General features: G+C 69.5%; 16 protein-coding genes. 10 read left to right on the top strand and 6 right to left on the bottom strand.

What is annotated here, in order from left to right; translation table 11 throughout:
- Positions 1–220: 220 nt before the first annotated feature.
- The 3 genes from ACFWHU_RS04945 to moaA all read left to right on the top strand — a co-directional run bounded on the left by ACFWHU_RS04945 (position 221) and on the right by moaA (position 3,371).
- Complete coding sequence (locus tag ACFWHU_RS04945; protein ID WP_385794557.1) at positions 221–589, top strand: DUF485 domain-containing protein; 369 nt, start codon at positions 221–223, stop codon at positions 587–589.
- Positions 586–2,232, top strand: coding sequence for a cation acetate symporter (locus tag ACFWHU_RS04940; RefSeq protein ID WP_385794554.1), 1,647 nt, complete (start codon positions 586–588; stop codon positions 2,230–2,232). The genes ACFWHU_RS04945 and ACFWHU_RS04940 overlap by 4 nt, the downstream gene beginning before the upstream one ends.
- Before the next feature lie 149 nt (positions 2,233–2,381).
- Positions 2,382–3,371 (top strand): GTP 3',8-cyclase MoaA, encoded by a 990-nt coding sequence (gene moaA, locus ACFWHU_RS04935; RefSeq protein WP_385794552.1) that lies wholly within the window; start codon positions 2,382–2,384, stop codon positions 3,369–3,371.
- Here the strand turns inward: moaA and ACFWHU_RS04930 are convergent.
- Positions 3,354–3,605 (bottom strand): hypothetical protein, encoded by a 252-nt coding sequence (locus ACFWHU_RS04930; RefSeq protein WP_385794549.1) that lies wholly within the window; start codon positions 3,603–3,605, stop codon positions 3,354–3,356. The two genes, moaA and ACFWHU_RS04930, sit on opposite strands and share 18 nt — an antisense overlap.
- Before the next feature lie 250 nt (positions 3,606–3,855).
- Positions 3,856–4,230 (bottom strand): DUF3099 domain-containing protein, encoded by a 375-nt coding sequence (locus ACFWHU_RS04925; RefSeq protein ID WP_385794547.1) that lies wholly within the window; start codon positions 4,228–4,230, stop codon positions 3,856–3,858.
- Positions 4,231–4,446: 216 nt separating this feature from the next.
- Between ACFWHU_RS04925 and ACFWHU_RS04920 the strand changes: the two genes are divergently transcribed.
- Positions 4,447–4,734, top strand: coding sequence for a GlsB/YeaQ/YmgE family stress response membrane protein (locus ACFWHU_RS04920; protein ID WP_385794545.1), 288 nt, complete (start codon positions 4,447–4,449; stop codon positions 4,732–4,734).
- Positions 4,735–4,860: 126 nt separating this feature from the next.
- Here the strand turns inward: ACFWHU_RS04920 and tyrS are convergent, their stop codons facing one another.
- The 3 genes from tyrS to ACFWHU_RS04905 all read right to left on the bottom strand — a co-directional run bounded on the left by tyrS (position 4,861) and on the right by ACFWHU_RS04905 (position 9,217).
- Entirely contained in the window at positions 4,861–6,138 is a 1,278-nt protein-coding gene (tyrS, locus tag ACFWHU_RS04915; protein ID WP_385794544.1) for a tyrosine--tRNA ligase, read from the bottom strand.
- A gap of 66 nt (positions 6,139–6,204) precedes the next feature.
- A complete protein-coding gene (locus ACFWHU_RS04910) occupies positions 6,205–7,602 on the bottom strand; it encodes a metallopeptidase TldD-related protein (RefSeq protein WP_385794542.1) in 1,398 nt (465 codons plus the stop codon).
- A 91-nt stretch (positions 7,603–7,693) separates the two neighbouring features.
- Positions 7,694–9,217: a TldD/PmbA family protein gene (locus ACFWHU_RS04905; protein WP_385794540.1), complete on the bottom strand. Its 1,524-nt coding sequence runs from the start codon at positions 9,215–9,217 to the stop codon at positions 7,694–7,696.
- 190 nt (positions 9,218–9,407) lie between these two features.
- Here ACFWHU_RS04905 and fabG point away from each other — a divergent pair, with 190 nt between their 5' ends.
- The 3 genes from fabG to ACFWHU_RS04890 all read left to right on the top strand — a co-directional run bounded on the left by fabG (position 9,408) and on the right by ACFWHU_RS04890 (position 11,482).
- Positions 9,408–10,127: a 3-oxoacyl-[acyl-carrier-protein] reductase gene (fabG, locus tag ACFWHU_RS04900; RefSeq protein WP_385794538.1), complete on the top strand. Its 720-nt coding sequence runs from the start codon at positions 9,408–9,410 to the stop codon at positions 10,125–10,127.
- Positions 10,128–10,131: 4 nt separating this feature from the next.
- Positions 10,132–10,902, top strand: a complete 771-nt coding sequence (gene fabI, locus ACFWHU_RS04895; protein ID WP_385794537.1) for an enoyl-ACP reductase FabI — start codon at positions 10,132–10,134, stop codon at positions 10,900–10,902.
- Between the two features lie 148 nt (positions 10,903–11,050).
- The gene (locus ACFWHU_RS04890; RefSeq protein WP_387224009.1) at positions 11,051–11,482 is read left to right on the top strand and encodes a hypothetical protein; all 432 of its coding nucleotides are present in this window, start codon (positions 11,051–11,053) and stop codon (positions 11,480–11,482) included.
- A 122-nt stretch (positions 11,483–11,604) separates the two neighbouring features.
- Here the strand turns inward: ACFWHU_RS04890 and ACFWHU_RS04885 are convergent, their stop codons facing one another.
- On the bottom strand, positions 11,605–12,279 hold the full coding sequence (locus ACFWHU_RS04885) for a FadR/GntR family transcriptional regulator (protein WP_385794534.1): 675 nt from the start codon (positions 12,277–12,279) through the stop codon (positions 11,605–11,607).
- 88 nt (positions 12,280–12,367) lie between these two features.
- Here ACFWHU_RS04885 and ACFWHU_RS04880 point away from each other — a divergent pair, with 88 nt between their 5' ends.
- From ACFWHU_RS04880 to ACFWHU_RS04870, 3 genes are all read left to right on the top strand, one after another.
- Positions 12,368–13,660 carry a CynX/NimT family MFS transporter gene (locus ACFWHU_RS04880; RefSeq protein ID WP_385794532.1) on the top strand — a complete coding sequence of 431 codons (1,293 nt, stop codon included), beginning with the start codon at positions 12,368–12,370 and terminating at the stop codon, positions 13,658–13,660.
- A gap of 17 nt (positions 13,661–13,677) precedes the next feature.
- Positions 13,678–13,794 (top strand): SGM_5486 family transporter-associated protein, encoded by a 117-nt coding sequence (locus ACFWHU_RS04875; protein WP_023542633.1) that lies wholly within the window; start codon positions 13,678–13,680, stop codon positions 13,792–13,794.
- A 284-nt stretch (positions 13,795–14,078) separates the two neighbouring features.
- On the top strand, positions 14,079–14,285 hold the full coding sequence (locus ACFWHU_RS04870) for a hypothetical protein (protein WP_078078010.1): 207 nt from the start codon (positions 14,079–14,081) through the stop codon (positions 14,283–14,285).
- Positions 14,286–14,289: the final 4 nt, after the last annotated feature.

Genomic DNA, 14,289 nt, shown 5'->3' with positions numbered 1-14,289 from the left:
CCGTGAGGCCGCCCCTGCGCACGTTGCGCATGGACGGGTACATGACGAGCGAAGCTATCGCTGATCATCCCTGCTCAGCAACGATTTCGGTCAGAAAAACGCGGGTGTTGAACCACTTCGGCACGCTCTCCGTGCCGTTGTCAGGGGGTGGAGCAACATCACCCCCCGAGTGAGGACACCCATGACAACCCCTACCGCACCCGCGTCACGAGGAGATTCCGTGGCTACCGATGGACCGCCGCCGCCCAAGGGCGATTCGGACACCAGCCCCGCCCAGCCCACGACAGCACAGTTCGTAGAGGTCCAGGAGAGCGCCGAGTTCGGTGAACTGCGCCGTACCTACCGCTCCTTCGCCTTCCCCCTGACCATTGCCTTCATCGCCTGGTACCTGCTGTACGTCCTGCTGTCCAACTACGCCGGCGGCTTCATGGGCACCAAGCTCTTCGGCAACATCAACGTCGCCTTCGTCTTCGGCCTCGGTCAGTTCGTCACCACCTTCCTCATCGCCTGGTTCTACTCGAAGTTCGCATCGCAGAAGCTCGACCCCAAGGGCGCGGCGATCAAGTCCCGTATGGAGGCCGACCTGTGAGCCCGACCATCCAGCTGAGCGGGGCCGCGGGAGTTCAGCTCGCCAACTCCGACGCCAGCGAGCACCGCCCGCTGATCATCACGCTCTTCGCCCTGTTCGTCATCGCGACCCTCGTCATCACCGTGTGGGCCGGCCGGCAGACCAAGAGCGCCGCCGACTTCTACGCGGGCGGACGGCAGTTCACCGCCTTCCAGAACGGACTCGCGGTCTCCGGCGACTACATGTCCGCCGCTTCCTTCCTCGGTATCGCCGGCGCCATCGCCCTGTTCGGATACGACGGCTTCCTCTACTCCATCGGCTTCCTCGTCGCCTGGCTCGTCGCACTGCTGCTGGTCGCCGAACCGCTGCGCAACTCCGGCCGCTACACGATGGGCGACGTCCTCGCCTACCGGATGCGCCAGCGTCCCGTCCGTACGGCCGCCGGCGCTTCCACCATCGTCGTCTCGATCTTCTACCTGCTCGCGCAGATGGCGGGCGCGGGCGTGCTCGTCTCCCTGCTGCTCGGCATCACCAGCGACGCGGGCAAGATCCTGATCGTCGCCCTGGTCGGCATCCTGATGATCCTCTACGTCACCATCGGCGGCATGAAGGGCACCACCTGGGTCCAGATGGTCAAGGCCGTCCTGCTCATCGCGGGCACCCTGCTCATCACCTTCCTGGTGCTGCTGAAGTTCAACTTCAACGTCTCCGACCTGCTCGGCACCGCCGCCTCCAACAGCGGCAAGGGCTCGGCCTTCCTGGAGCCCGGACTCAAGTACGGCCTCACGGAGACCTCGAAGCTCGACTTCATCTCCCTGGGCATCGCGCTCGTCCTCGGCACCGCCGGTCTGCCGCACATCCTGATCCGCTTCTACACCGTGCCCACGGCCAAGGCCGCCCGTAAGTCCGTCAACTGGGCCATCGGCATCATCGGCGGCTTCTACCTGATGACCATCGCCCTCGGCTTCGGCGCCGCGGCGCTGCTCACCCCGAAGGAGATCACCGATTCCAACCCGGCGGGCAACACGGCCGCGCCACTGCTCGCCATGGAGATCGGCGGCGGCGGGGACTCCACCGGCGGCGCCGTCCTGCTCGCCGTCATCTCCGCGGTCGCCTTCGCCACCATCCTCGCGGTCGTGGCCGGTCTGACCCTGGCGTCCTCGTCGTCGTTCGCGCACGACATCTACGCCAACGTCATCCGCCGGGGCAAGGCCACCGAGAAGGAGGAGGTGCGCGCGGCGCGCTACGCGACCGTCGCCATCGGCGTCGTCTCCATCGCGCTCGGCGCCCTCGCCCGCGACCTGAACGTCGCCGGTCTGGTGGCGCTCGCCTTCGCGGTCGCCGCCTCCGCCAACCTGCCGACCCTCCTCTACAGCCTCTTCTGGAAGAGGTTCACCACGGTGGGCGCGCTCTGGTCGATCTACGGCGGTCTGGCCTCGTCCGTCCTGCTGGTGCTGTTCTCCCCGGTCGTCTCCAGCAAGCCCAGTTCGATGTTCCCGGGCGTCGATTTCGCGTTCTTCCCGCTGGAGAACCCTGGCCTGATCTCGATCCCGCTCGGCTTCCTGCTCGGCTGGCTGGGATCGCTCCTGTCCAAGGAGGAGCCGGACGTCAAGAAGTACGCGGAACTGGAGGTCAAGTCGCTCACCGGCACCGGAGCGCACTGATCGTCTCCACCGGAACGAGTGCCTTCGGCATGGCCGCGTCGTAGAGTCCTACGACGCGGCCACGCCGCTCCTCGTGGCAAACGGCCCCCGTCGTTGTCACAGGTCTGCCGTACGCTCGGAACAGGCATCACGAGGGAAGGGGGCTCACAGTGCTCATCGACACTTACGGCCGCGTGGCCACCGATCTGCGAGTCTCGCTCACCGACAAGTGCAATCTCCGGTGTACGTACTGCATGCCGGAGGAGGGCCTCCAGTGGCTCGCGAAGCCCGATCTGCTCACCGACGACGAGATCGTCAGACTCGTCCGTATCGCCGTGACCCGGCTCGGCGTCCGCGATGTCCGCTTCACCGGCGGTGAGCCGCTGCTGCGGCCCGGACTCGTCGGGATAGTCGAGCGCTGCGCGGCCCTCACCCCCCGTCCCAGGATGTCGCTGACGACCAACGGCATCGGGCTCAAGCGCACGGCCGCGGCGCTCAGGACCGCCGGCCTCGACCGTGTCAACGTCTCCCTCGACACCCTGCGGCGCGACGTCTTCAAGACCCTCACCAGGCGCGACCGCCACCAGGACGTGCTCGACGGACTGGCCGCCGCGCGCGAGGCGGGGCTGACCCCCGTCAAGGTCAACACCGTGCTGATGCCGGGGCTCAACGGCGACGAGGCCCCCGAGCTGCTCGCCTGGGCCGTGGAGAACGGCTACGAGCTGCGCTTCATCGAGCAGATGCCGCTCGACGCCCAGCACGGCTGGAAGCGCGACGGAATGATCACCGCCGGCGACATCCTCCAGTCGCTGAGCACCCGCTTCACGCTCACCGAGGAGGGCGGCGAGGAGCGCGGCTCAGCCCCGGCCGAGCGCTGGATCGTGGACGGCGGACCGCACCGGGTCGGCGTCATCGCCTCCGTCACCCGCCCGTTCTGCTCGGCCTGCGACCGCACCAGGCTCACCGCCGACGGTCAGGTGCGCACCTGTCTGTTCGCGCGTGAGGAGACCGACCTGCGCGCGGCCCTGCGGTCGGACGCCACCGACGAGTCCGTCGCGACGCTCTGGAAGCTGGCGATGTGGGGCAAGAAGGCGGGCTCCGGCCTGGACGATCCGACGTTCCTCCAGCCCGACCGGCCCATGTCAGCCATCGGCGGCTGAGCGCTCCCACTCGGCCAGGGCGACCACGTCCTTGAGGAAACCGCGGACACCGAGGAACGACGACAGGTGTTCGCGGTGCTCGTCGCAGGCCAGCCAGGTCTTACGGCGCTCGGGCGTGTGCAGCTTGGGGTTGTTCCAGGCCAGCACCCACACGGCGGCGGCGCGGCAGCCCTTGGCCGAACAGACGGGTCCGTCGGGACCGGAGGCTGCGCCGGGGAAATCGAAGAGGTCCACGACCTCAAGCCTAGGCGGTGACCGGAGTGTGTCCGCCGCCCGGTGACCTTTGGCGCATACGGCCCGATCCCAGGAGAAAACGCTCAAAAAAGGCGACGCCGAGCAGCCACGGGGGGAGCTGCCCGGCGTCGGTCCGTCGCTCCGACGGGGGATGCGGAGCGCCTACAAAGTATGTCACGGGTAGTGGGGTCAGGTGCACCGGAACTTCATGATTGATCTGAGCTTTTCTTGAGCTTTGATGTCGCCCGGCTCAAGTCCGCTCGCGCGGGGGAGTCGACCGTTCGTAGTCCGCGGACCGCGCGCCGGATTCCGCTCCACCGGCCACCGGGGCGGGAGCGATCATCGGCCGGACCTCCGGGTCGAGATGGGTCGACGGCAGTGAACGGGCCCTCTCCCGGCCCCCGTTGGCGATCACGACGGCCACATAGGGCAGCAGGATGCCCAGTACGAGGCCCGCAATCGCCACATAACGCTCAACATTCCACAGAACCACGGCCAGGATGATCCCGAGCGTGCGCACCAGCATGGAGATGACATAGCGCCGCTGTCTGCCGCGCACGTCCTCGTCGAGCCCCCGCCTCGCTCCCGTGATTTGGAAGACCTCGGCGCTGCGCTGCTTCCGCATCACGACCCACCATCCGATTCCCTCGCCGGCCGTTCCCCGTGCCGGACCCGCACAACGGTACGCCCGCCGTGCGTCGCCCACGAGAGGGGGGACCGCTCGACGGCGGCGCACCGCGGCCCCGCCGGGCCACGTACGGCCCTGTCCGGCATGCGACGTATGCCGGACACACCCAGACTTGGCCCACATGCGCAGAGTGCGCCGCGCGAGGAGGCGACCATGAGTTGGCTGTGGGCAATCATCGTGGGCCTGGTGCTGGGTCTGATCGCCAAAGCGATCATCCCCGGCAAGCAGCAGATCCCACTGTGGCTGACGACCGTGTTCGGAATCCTGGGCAGCATCCTCGGCAACGCGGCGGCGGGCTGGCTCGGAGTCGAGGACACCAAGGGCATCGACTGGACACGGCATGTGCTCCAGCTGATCGGCGCCATCATCGTCGTGGGGGTGGGCGACATGCTCTGGTCGTCGATCCGGGGCGCCAGAAGACGGGCCAACGCCTCCAGATGACGACCGGTCCGGCGTGGCCCGGACCGCTCGGGACAGCCAGGCCGGACAGCGCTACGGCCCGGTACGCCATACGCGTACCGGGCCGTACCGCTGTCATCCGCCGTCCTGAGCGGGCTCGCCGTCCGGTCAGGAGACCGCGTCCGCCGTGACCTCGACCGCGGCGAGGTTCTTCTTGCCGCGACGCAGCACCAGCCAGCGCCCGTGCAGCAACTCCCCGGCGTCCGGTACGGCTTCGGAGTCCGTGACCTTGACGTTGTTCACGTACGCCCCGCCCTCCTTCACCGTGCGCCGGGCCGCCGACTTGCTCGGCGCCAGCCCGACCTCCGTCAGCAGATCCACCACCGGCACCAGCTCGGCCACCCGCGCGTGCGGCACCTCGGACAGGGCCGCCGCCAGTGTCGCCGCGTCCAGCCCGGTCAGCTCGCCCTGGCCGAACAGCGCCTTCGACGCCGCGACCACGCCGGCGCACTGATCGGCGCCGTGCACCAGCGTCGTCAGCTCCTCGGCCAGCGCCCGCTGCGCCGCGCGGGCCTGCGGACGCTCCTCGGTCAGCTTCTCCAGCTCCTCGATCTCCGCACGGGACTTGAAGCTGAAGATCCGCAGGAACTTGGAGACGTCCCGGTCGTCCGCGTTCAGCCAGAACTGGTAGAACGCGTACGGGGTCGTCCGCTCGGCGTCCAGCCAGACCGTGCCGGACTCGGTCTTCCCGAACTTCGTGCCGTCGGCCTTGGTGATCAGCGGCGTGGCCAGGGCGTGCACCGACGCCTCGGGCTCGACCCGGTGGATCAGGTCCGTGCCCGCCGTCAGATTGCCCCACTGGTCACTGCCGCCGGTCTGGAGCGTGCAGCCGTAGCGCCGGTTCAGCTCCAGGAAGTCCATGCCCTGGAGGATCTGGTAGCTGAACTCGGTGTAGCTGATGCCCGCGTCGGAGTTCAGCCGCCGCGAGACCGCCTCCTTCGCGATCATCTTGTTGACCCGGAAGTACTTCCCGACGTCCCGCAGGAAGCTGATCGCCGACAGACCCGACGTCCAGTCCAGGTTGTTGACCATGGTCGCGGCGTACGGACCCTCGAAGTCCAGGTACCGCTCGATCTGCCCGCGCAGCCGCTGCACCCACTCACCGACGACCTCGGGCTCGTTGAGTGTCCGCTCCGAATTCGGCTTGGGGTCGCCGATCAGCCCCGTCGCCCCGCCCACCAGACCCAGCGGACGGTTCCCCGCCAGCTGGATCCGGCGCATGGTGAGGATCTGGACCAGATTCCCCAGGTGCAGGCTGGGCGCGGTGGGGTCGAAGCCGCAATAGAACGTGACGGGGCCGTCCGCGAACGCCTTGCGCAGTGCGTCCTCGTCGGTGGACAGGGCGATCAGCCCGCGCCACCGCAGCTCCTCGACGATATCCGTCACGTTTCTCGCGTCTCCTTCGATGAGTCAGGTCCGTCCGGCGTCCGTGACGACGGAACGCCCCCGAGGTTATACGCCCTGGCTGACCGAACTCATATTGAAATCCGGCACCCGCAGCGCGGGCATCGCGGCCCGGGTGAAGTAGTCGCCCCACTCACGCGGCAGCGTCTTCTCCGTCCGTCCCGCCTCCGACGCCCGCAGGAGCAGACCGACCGGCGACTCGTTGAAGCGGAAGTTGTTCACCTCGCCGACGACCTCGCCGTCCTCGACGAGATAGACGCCGTCCCGGGTCAGCCCGGTCAGCAGCAGCGTCGCCGGATCGACCTCGCGGATGTACCACAGGCAGGTCAGCAGCAGCCCGCGTGAGGTGCCGGCGACCATCTCCTCCAGCGAACGCTCACCGCCGCCGTCCAGGATCAGATTGTCCACCGGAGGGGCCGTCGGCAGCCCGGTCAGCTCCGCGCTGTGCCGGGTGGTGATCAGCCGGTCCAGCTTGCCCTCCCGTACCCAGTCGGTCGCGTGGAGCGGCAGACCGTTGTCGAACACCGACGCGTCGTCGCCCGAGGAGTGCGCGATCACGAACGGCGCGGACTCCAGGCCCGGCTCGTTCGGGTCGCTGCGCAGCGACAGCGGCAGCTCCGCGAGGGTGTCACCGACCCGGGTGCCGCCGCCGGGCTTGGAGAAGACCGTCCGGCCCTCGGCGGCGTCCCGCGCGGACGACGACCAGAGCTGGTAGATCAGCAGATCGGCCACCGCGGTGGGCGGCAGCAGCGTCTCGTACCGGCCCGCGGGCAGCTCGATCCGGCGCTCCGCCCACGCGAGGCGCCGCGCCAGCTCCGCGTCGAGCGCCGCCGGATCGACGTCCTTGAAGTCGCGCGTCGCCCGCCCCGCCCAGGCCGATTTCGACCGGTCGGGAGACTTGGCGTTCAGCTCCAGGGTGCCGTTGGGCTGGTCATGACGGAGCCGTACGCCCGTCGACGTACCGAGATACGTCGACGTGAACTCGTGGTTCGCGAAGCCGTACAGCTCACGGCCGCCGGCCCGGGCACGCGCGAAGGACTCACCGAGCGCCGGCGCGAAGTCCGCGAAGACCGCGGACGTCGTCTCGGCGGGCGCCTCGGTGAAGTCCTTTGACACCGCACCGGCCTCGACGAGCGGCCGGGCGTCCTCCGCCGGGCCCGCGCCACGGGCGGCGGCCTCGGCGGCGCGCACCAGCGGCTCCAACTCGTCGGCGGTGACGGCGGATCGGGACACCACACCGGAGGCGGTGCCCTCCTTGCCGTCCACGGTCGCGATGACGGTGAGCGTACGGCCGCGGGTCACGCCGTTCGTCGTCAGCGCGTTGCCCGCCCAGCGCAGATTGGCGGTGGAACGCTCCTCGGCGATGACCACACAGCCGTCGGCGTTCGACAGAGCGAGAGCCCGCTCGACGATCTCGTGCGGCTTACCGCTGCTGCTCGTGCTCATCGTCCGGCCTCCTGCGTCGTGTTGAGACTGTGCTGACCCGGGGGACGCCCCCCGGACCCCCGGCCGATTCCCGTGGTTCCCGTGGTTCCCGTCATCGTCCGGCCTCTTGCGTCGTGTTGAGGATGTTCACGCGGCGGAACAGCGCCGACGGGCAGCCGTGGGAGACCGCCGCCACCTGGCCCGGCTGGGCCTTGCCGCAGTTGAAGGCGCCGCCGAGCACATACGTCTGCGGTCCGCCGACCGCCTCCATCGAGCCCCAGAAGTCCGTCGTCGTCGCCTGGTAGGCGACATCCCGCAACTGCCCGGCCAGCTTGCCGTTCTCGATCCGGAAGAACCGCTGCCCGGTGAACTGGAAGTTGTACCGCTGCATGTCGATCGACCACGAACGGTCGCCGACCACATAGATCCCGCGCTCCACACCGCCGATCAGATCCTCCGTGGCGAGCCCGCCCGGATCCGGTCGCAGCGACACGTTCGCCATGCGCTGCACCGGCACATGGCCGGGGGAGTCGCCGAACGCGCAGCCGTTGGAGCGGTCGAAGCCCGTCAGCTTCGCGATCCGCCGGTCCAACTGGTAGCCCACGAGGGTCCCGTCCTTGACGAGGTCCCACGACTGGGCCTCGACGCCCTCGTCGTCGTACCCGATCGTCGCCAGCCCGTGCTCCGCCGTCCGGTCACCCGTCACATTCATGATCGACGAGCCGTACGCCAGCTTGCCCAACTGGTCGAAGGTCGCGAAGGACGTGCCCGCGTACGCCGCCTCGTAACCGAGCGCCCGGTCCAGCTCCGTCGCGTGCCCGATCGACTCGTGGATCGTCAGCCAGAGGTTCGACGGGTCGACGACCAGGTCGTACGTCCCCGCCTCGACGCTCGGCGCGCGCATCTTCTCGGCGAGCAGCGCCGGGATCCGCTCCAGCTCGGAGTCCCAGTCCCAGCCGGTGCCCGTCAGGTACTCCCAGCCCCGGCCGGCCGGCGGCGCGATCGTGCGCATCGAGTCGAACTCGCCGCTCTCGCCGTCCACGGCGACCGCCGAGAGCTGCGGGTGCAGCCTGACGCGCTGCTGTGTGGTCACGGTGCCCGCCGTGTCCGCGTAGAACTTGTTCTCGTGGACGGTCAGCAGCGAGGCGTCCACATGCGCGACGCCCTCCCCGCGCAGCAGCCGCGCGCTCCACTCCGCGAGGAGACCGGTCTTGTCCTCGTCCGGTACCTCGAACGGGTCGATGTCGTACGCCGACACCCACGTCTTCTCCGCGTGCACCGGCTCGTCGGCCAGCTCCACACGCTCGTCCGAACCCGCCGCCGCGATCACCTTCGCGGACAACTTGGCCATCGCCACGGCCTGTCCGGCGACCCGCGCCGCCGCGTCCATCGTCAGATCGACCCCGGAGGCGAACCCCCAGGCGCCACCGTGCACGACCCGGACCGCGAACCCGACGTCGGTCGAGTCCGAGGAACCGGCGGGCCTGGCGTCCCGCAGCCGCCAGGCCGCGCTCCGTACCCGCTCGAACCGGAAGTCGGCGTGATCGGCGCCGAGAGCACGCGCCCTGGCGAGCGCCGCGTCGGCGAGCGCCCTCAGCGGCAGTGCCAGAAACGACTGATCTACCTCATGGGGCACGTCGGCCTCCCTTTCACACGCCTCGGTAAAGGTGTCCGCAGTGAATCATGCGGTACGGAGGGGACTTTCGCCGCGTTTATGTAGAGACCCCACAGTGACCGTCCCGAGGCCCTGTCAATGCCCGAGTCCACGGACCGGTGGATCGACCGATAGGTTTTCCAGGAACCAGACAGCTACGAAAGGTGCTCCGTTGAGCCGCTCGGTTCTCGTCACCGGAGGAAACCGGGGCATCGGCCTCGCCATTGCCCTGGCCTTCGTCGGCAACGGCGACAAGGTCGCCATCACCTACCGCTCGGGCGAACCGCCCAAGGCCCTCACAGAAGCGGGTGCCCTCGCCGTCCGGTGCGACATCACCGACGCCGAGCAGGTGGAGCAGGCCTACAAGGAGATCGAGGAGACGCACGGCCCCGTGGAGGTGCTGGTCGCCAACGCCGGTATCACCAAGGACCAGTTGCTGATGCGGATGTCCGAGGACGACTTCACCTCGGTCCTCGACACCAACCTCACCGGCACCTTCCGCGTCGTCAAGCGCGCCAACCGCGGCATGCTGCGCGCCAAGCGCGGACGCGTCGTACTCATCTCCTCCGTGGTCGGGCTGCTCGGCTCGGCCGGCCAGGCGAACTACGCGGCCTCCAAGGCCGGGCTCGTGGGCTTCGCCCGCTCGCTCGCCCGTGAACTCGGCTCGCGCAACATCACGTTCAACGTCGTCGCCCCCGGTTTCGTCGACACCGACATGACCAAGGTGCTCACCGACGAGCAGCGCGCGAAGATCGTCGCCAATGTCCCCCTCGGCCGTTACGCCCTGCCCGAGGAGATCGCGGCCGCGGTCCGCTTCCTCGCCTCGGACGACGCCGCGTACATCACTGGAGCCGTCATTCCCGTTGACGGCGGATTGGGCATGGGTCACTGATCACATGAGTGGAATCCTCGCCGGCAAGCGCATTCTCATCACCGGTGTCCTCACCGACTCCTCCATCGCCTTCCACGCCGCCAAGATCGCGCAGGAAGAGGGCGCGGACGTCATCCTCACCGGCTTCGGGCGCCTCTCGCTCGTCGAGCGCATCGCCAAGCGGCTGCCCAAGCCCGCCCCCGTCATCGAGGTGGACGTCACCAACCAGGAGCACCTGGACTCCCTCGTCGACCGGATCCGCGAGCACCAGGGCGAGGGCGCGAGCCTCGACGGTGTCGTGCACTCGATCGCCTTCGGCCCGCAGGGTGTCTTCAACTTCCTGGAGGCGGAGTGGGAGGAGGTCAGCACGGCGGTGCATGTCTCGGCGTACTCGCTCAAGTCGCTGACCACGGCCTGTCTGCCGCTGATGGAGCGGGGCGGCTCGGTCGTCGGGCTCACCTTCGACGCGCAGTTCGCCTGGCCCAAGTACGACTGGATGGGCGTCGCCAAGGCGGCGCTCGAATCCACCAACCGTTACCTGGCGCGCGACCTGGGCGCCCGGAACATCCGCTGCAACCTCATCTCGGCCGGCCCCATCAAGTCGATGGCCGCCAAGTCCATTCCGGGCTTCGAGGACCTGGCCGACGTGTGGAACCACCGCGCGCCGATCGGCTGGGACCTGGCCGACCCGGAGCCGACGGGGCGCGGCGTCGTCGGGCTGCTGTCGGACTTCTTCCCGAAGACGACGGGCGAGATCGTCCACGTCGACGGCGGTGTCCACATGATGGGCGCCTGACCACGACGCGTCGGGGGAGCCGCGTGACCGCCGGAGGGCGGCACGCGGCTTCCTCGCGTCGTGGGACGGTGATCGATCACCGTCCGTAGTCGTACGAGTCGATAAGAGCGACGACTCCCCGCACACTGATCGGGGAGGAGGTGTCGCTGTGTACCGGAAAGCACGCAAGGTGGCCGCCTCGCTCACCGTGGCGGTGCTGATCGTGGCGGGTCTCGCCGTCACCGCCCTCGTACGGGACGAGCCGCCGCCCCCGGTGAGGAACAGGACCGCGGTGGCGGACGGGACCGGCGTCGGGCGGGTGGCGGTCGATGTCGACGACGGCCGTGACGGGCGTGAGCGCGACCCGTTCGGCGCCTCCTGCCGTACGACGATCGAGGGCTCGTCGGTGACCGCGTTCTGCCACAACCCGTACCCCGGGACCGACCGCGTCCAGCTGCACGTGGAGTGCGCGCGCTGGTGGGACGTCGACTCCGACAGCGCCCCCGTCGAGGCCGGGCCCGCGCGCCATGTCCGGCTCGCCGGACGCTGCTGGAAGGAAGTCGACTCGGCCTGGGTCAGCCACGCACGCGTCGAGCCCTGAGTCCTTCTGCTCGGTTTCACGCGGGCGGGTGAGCCTCGGACCGTCTCCCGCGGGCGGGTGAGTCTCAGGCAGTCTCCCGCGGGCGGGTGAGCCTCAGGCCGTCTCCCGCGGGCGGGTGAGTCTCAGGCAGTCTCACGCAGGCACGTGAACGCGTGGCTCGCCGCCTCCGCTCCCGCCGTCTCCTTGTCCCCGGCCCCGATCGCCGCCACCAGCCGCGCGTGGTCCAGATGGAACGCCGGCCGCAGCTCACGCCCCACATCGGCGCGCAGCCCGTCCCGCATCAGCTCGCTCAAATCCGCGTAGAGCGCGGTGAGCACCTCGTTGTGCGAGGCCGAGACCACCGCGAGGTGCAGGGTCGCGTCGGCGGCCACGAACAGCTCGGCGTCCCCGCCGGCCCACGCCTCCTCGCGGCGTGCCAGCAGCGTCTCCAGCTGCCGCATCTCCCGCTCCGTACGCCGCTCGGCCGCCAGCCGCGCCGCCGAGGCCTCGAGGGTGGAGCGCACCTCGGCGATGTGCCGGGCGTCGGCGTCGGCGAACCGCCGGTGCATCACACCCGCCAGTTCGCTGGTGGCGACGACATAGGTGCCCGAGCCCTGCCGGATGTCCAGGAGCCCGTTGTGCGCCAGCGCGCGGACCGCCTCACGGACGGTGTTACGGGCCACCCCCAGCTGCTCGACCAGCTCGGGCTCGGTCGGGATGCGCGAGCCCACCGGCCATTCGCCCGACGTGATCTGGTTCCGCAGCTCGGTGATCACCTGATCGGAGAGCGCGGATCGCCGGGGGGAGGTCAGGGCCATGGTGCTCCAAGTTCTCGTTGCCGGGGACGAAGGGATCGGCTGCCGCGGGATTGGACAACCAATCATCCCATGATTCTATGATGGCTCCATGCTTGACGAGACCACGACCCCGCTCGCACCTCGGGAGGACATCGCGCCCGCGCCCGCCGATTCTGCCGCACCGTCCCCGTCCCCCGGGGCGACCGTGTGGCTGACCCGGCTGCTCGTCGTGGGACTCGTCCTCGCCGCCGTCAACCTCCGGCCCGCCATCACCAGCCTCGGGGCGCTGCTCGAAGACGTCCGCGACGGGCTCCACATGAGCGGCAGCGTCGCCGGGGTCCTCACCTCCGTCCCGGCGCTCTGTTTCGCCGTCTTCGGTGTCACGGCACCGCGCCTGGCCCGACGCTTCGGACCCGGCGCGGTCGTCTGCGCGGGCATGGTGGCCATCACGGCCGGTCTGCTGATCCGCCCCTTCACCAACGGCACGGCCGCCTTCCTCGCGGCGAGCGCGCTCGCGCTGATGGGCATAGCCGTCAGCAATGTGCTGATGCCGGTGATCGTCAAGCGGTACTTCCCCGACCGGGTCGGCACCATGACCGGCCTCTACTCCATGTCGCTGTCCGCCGGCACGGCCGTGGCCGCCGCAGCGACCGTCCCCATGACCGGCGCGCTGGGCGGCAGTTGGCGCCTCGGACTCGGTCTGTGGGCCGTTGTCGCGGCCGTCGCCGTACTGCCCTGGGCCGCGCTGCTCGTACGCGACCGCAGGGGCGCCGCGAGCACGACCGGCGGCGAGCGGAAGCGGACGTCCGCCCCCGCCCCGACCCTGAGGATCGCCCGCAGCCGCACCGCCTGGGCGCTCGGCACCTTCTTCGGGCTCCAGGCCACGGGCGCCTACATCACCATGGGGTGGATGCCGCAGATCTTCCGCGACGCGGGGGTCTCGGCCGGTACGGCGGGACTGCTGCTCGCCGTCACGATGGTGATGGGTGTCCCGCTGGCCTTCGTGATCCCGAGGCTGGCCACCCGGATGAAGAACCAGGGCCCGATCGTCATCGCCCTCGGCGCCTGCGGTCTGACCGGATACGCGGGCCTCTTCCTCGCGCCCGCCGCCGGGGCCTGGGTGTGGGCGCTGCTGCTGGGCATCTCCAACTGTGCATTCCCGCTCGCGCTCACGATGATCGGCATGCGCGCGAGGACCGGCCCCGGCGTCGTACGGCTGTCCGCGTTCGCGCAGAGCACCGGCTATCTGATCTCCATTCCCGGGCCGCTGCTGGTGGGCGTGCTCTACCAGCACAGCGGCGGCTGGGAGCTGCCGATCACGCTGATGGCCGGGCTGATGGTGCCGCAGATCGTGCTGGGGGTCGTGGCGGGCCGGGACCGGACGATCGAGGACGAGTGCTGAGATGAGAAACTGGACGCATGCCAGTCCTTGACCCGAATCCCCAGAACGGCCAGAAGAAACTGCTGCTGATGTTCGGCACGATCATCGGCATCATGGTCGTGATCGCCGTCATCGCCTCGATCGCCTCGCCCTAGCTCCGATAAAACCCCCGGCGAGTGAGCCGAAGGGCGCGCCGCTGTCGAAAGGGAGAGCGCGCGGAGGTCCGTGAGGAACGAGCGGACCGAGCACGGTCGACCGTCGACAGGGGCTCCCAGCGCCCGGAGGCGAACCGAGCCCAGAAAAATAGGGATGGTGGTGCTGGCACCACCGTCCCTTAGGGGGCCAGGGTCAGGGTCAAGTGGGTGGGTCTCCGGATGGGAGCCGGGGCGGCCGATCCGTAGTTTTGAGGTACCTCAACCGCAGACCTACGGAGGCGGCCATGGCGGCCCCTACGCACACCCGGTCCCACCGCCCGTCCCCCGACACCGTCGAGATCCGTCTCCCCTGGTGGGCCATCGCGCTCCCCGCGATCGCCTTCGCCGCGCTGCTGCTGCTGATGGCCGGTCCCGGGCAGGCCAACGCCGCCGCGGGCGACCCGGGCGTCGGCCGGGTCGTGCACCAGATCCAGCAGACCCTCGCCCGGTAGTCCG

Source organism: Streptomyces sp. NPDC060366, from assembly GCF_042725135.1.
Lineage (GTDB): Bacteria > Actinomycetota > Actinomycetes > Streptomycetales > Streptomycetaceae > Streptomyces.
Note: the sequence above shows the minus strand (reverse complement) of the source record. Positions and strands in the feature narration are given on the sequence as shown.

What these genes read in the sequence shown, in the direction of transcription:
- ACFWHU_RS04910 (WP_385794542.1), bottom strand. Translation starts at nt 7,602, where the DNA reads ATGAGCACGAGCAGCAGCGGTAAGCCGCACGAGATCGTCGAGCGGGCT.
- ACFWHU_RS04875 (WP_023542633.1), top strand. Translation starts at nt 13,678, where the DNA reads ATGCCAGTCCTTGACCCGAATCCCCAGAACGGCCAGAAGAAACTGCTG.
- ACFWHU_RS04885 (WP_385794534.1), bottom strand. Translation starts at nt 12,279, where the DNA reads ATGGCCCTGACCTCCCCCCGGCGATCCGCGCTCTCCGATCAGGTGATC.
- ACFWHU_RS04925 (WP_385794547.1), bottom strand. Translation starts at nt 4,230, where the DNA reads ATGCGGAAGCAGCGCAGCGCCGAGGTCTTCCAAATCACGGGAGCGAGG.
- ACFWHU_RS04920 (WP_385794545.1), top strand. Translation starts at nt 4,447, where the DNA reads ATGAGTTGGCTGTGGGCAATCATCGTGGGCCTGGTGCTGGGTCTGATC.
- ACFWHU_RS04880 (WP_385794532.1), top strand. Translation starts at nt 12,368, where the DNA reads ATGCTTGACGAGACCACGACCCCGCTCGCACCTCGGGAGGACATCGCG.
- ACFWHU_RS04870 (WP_078078010.1), top strand. Translation starts at nt 14,079, where the DNA reads ATGGCGGCCCCTACGCACACCCGGTCCCACCGCCCGTCCCCCGACACC.
- fabI (WP_385794537.1), top strand. Translation starts at nt 10,132, where the DNA reads ATGAGTGGAATCCTCGCCGGCAAGCGCATTCTCATCACCGGTGTCCTC.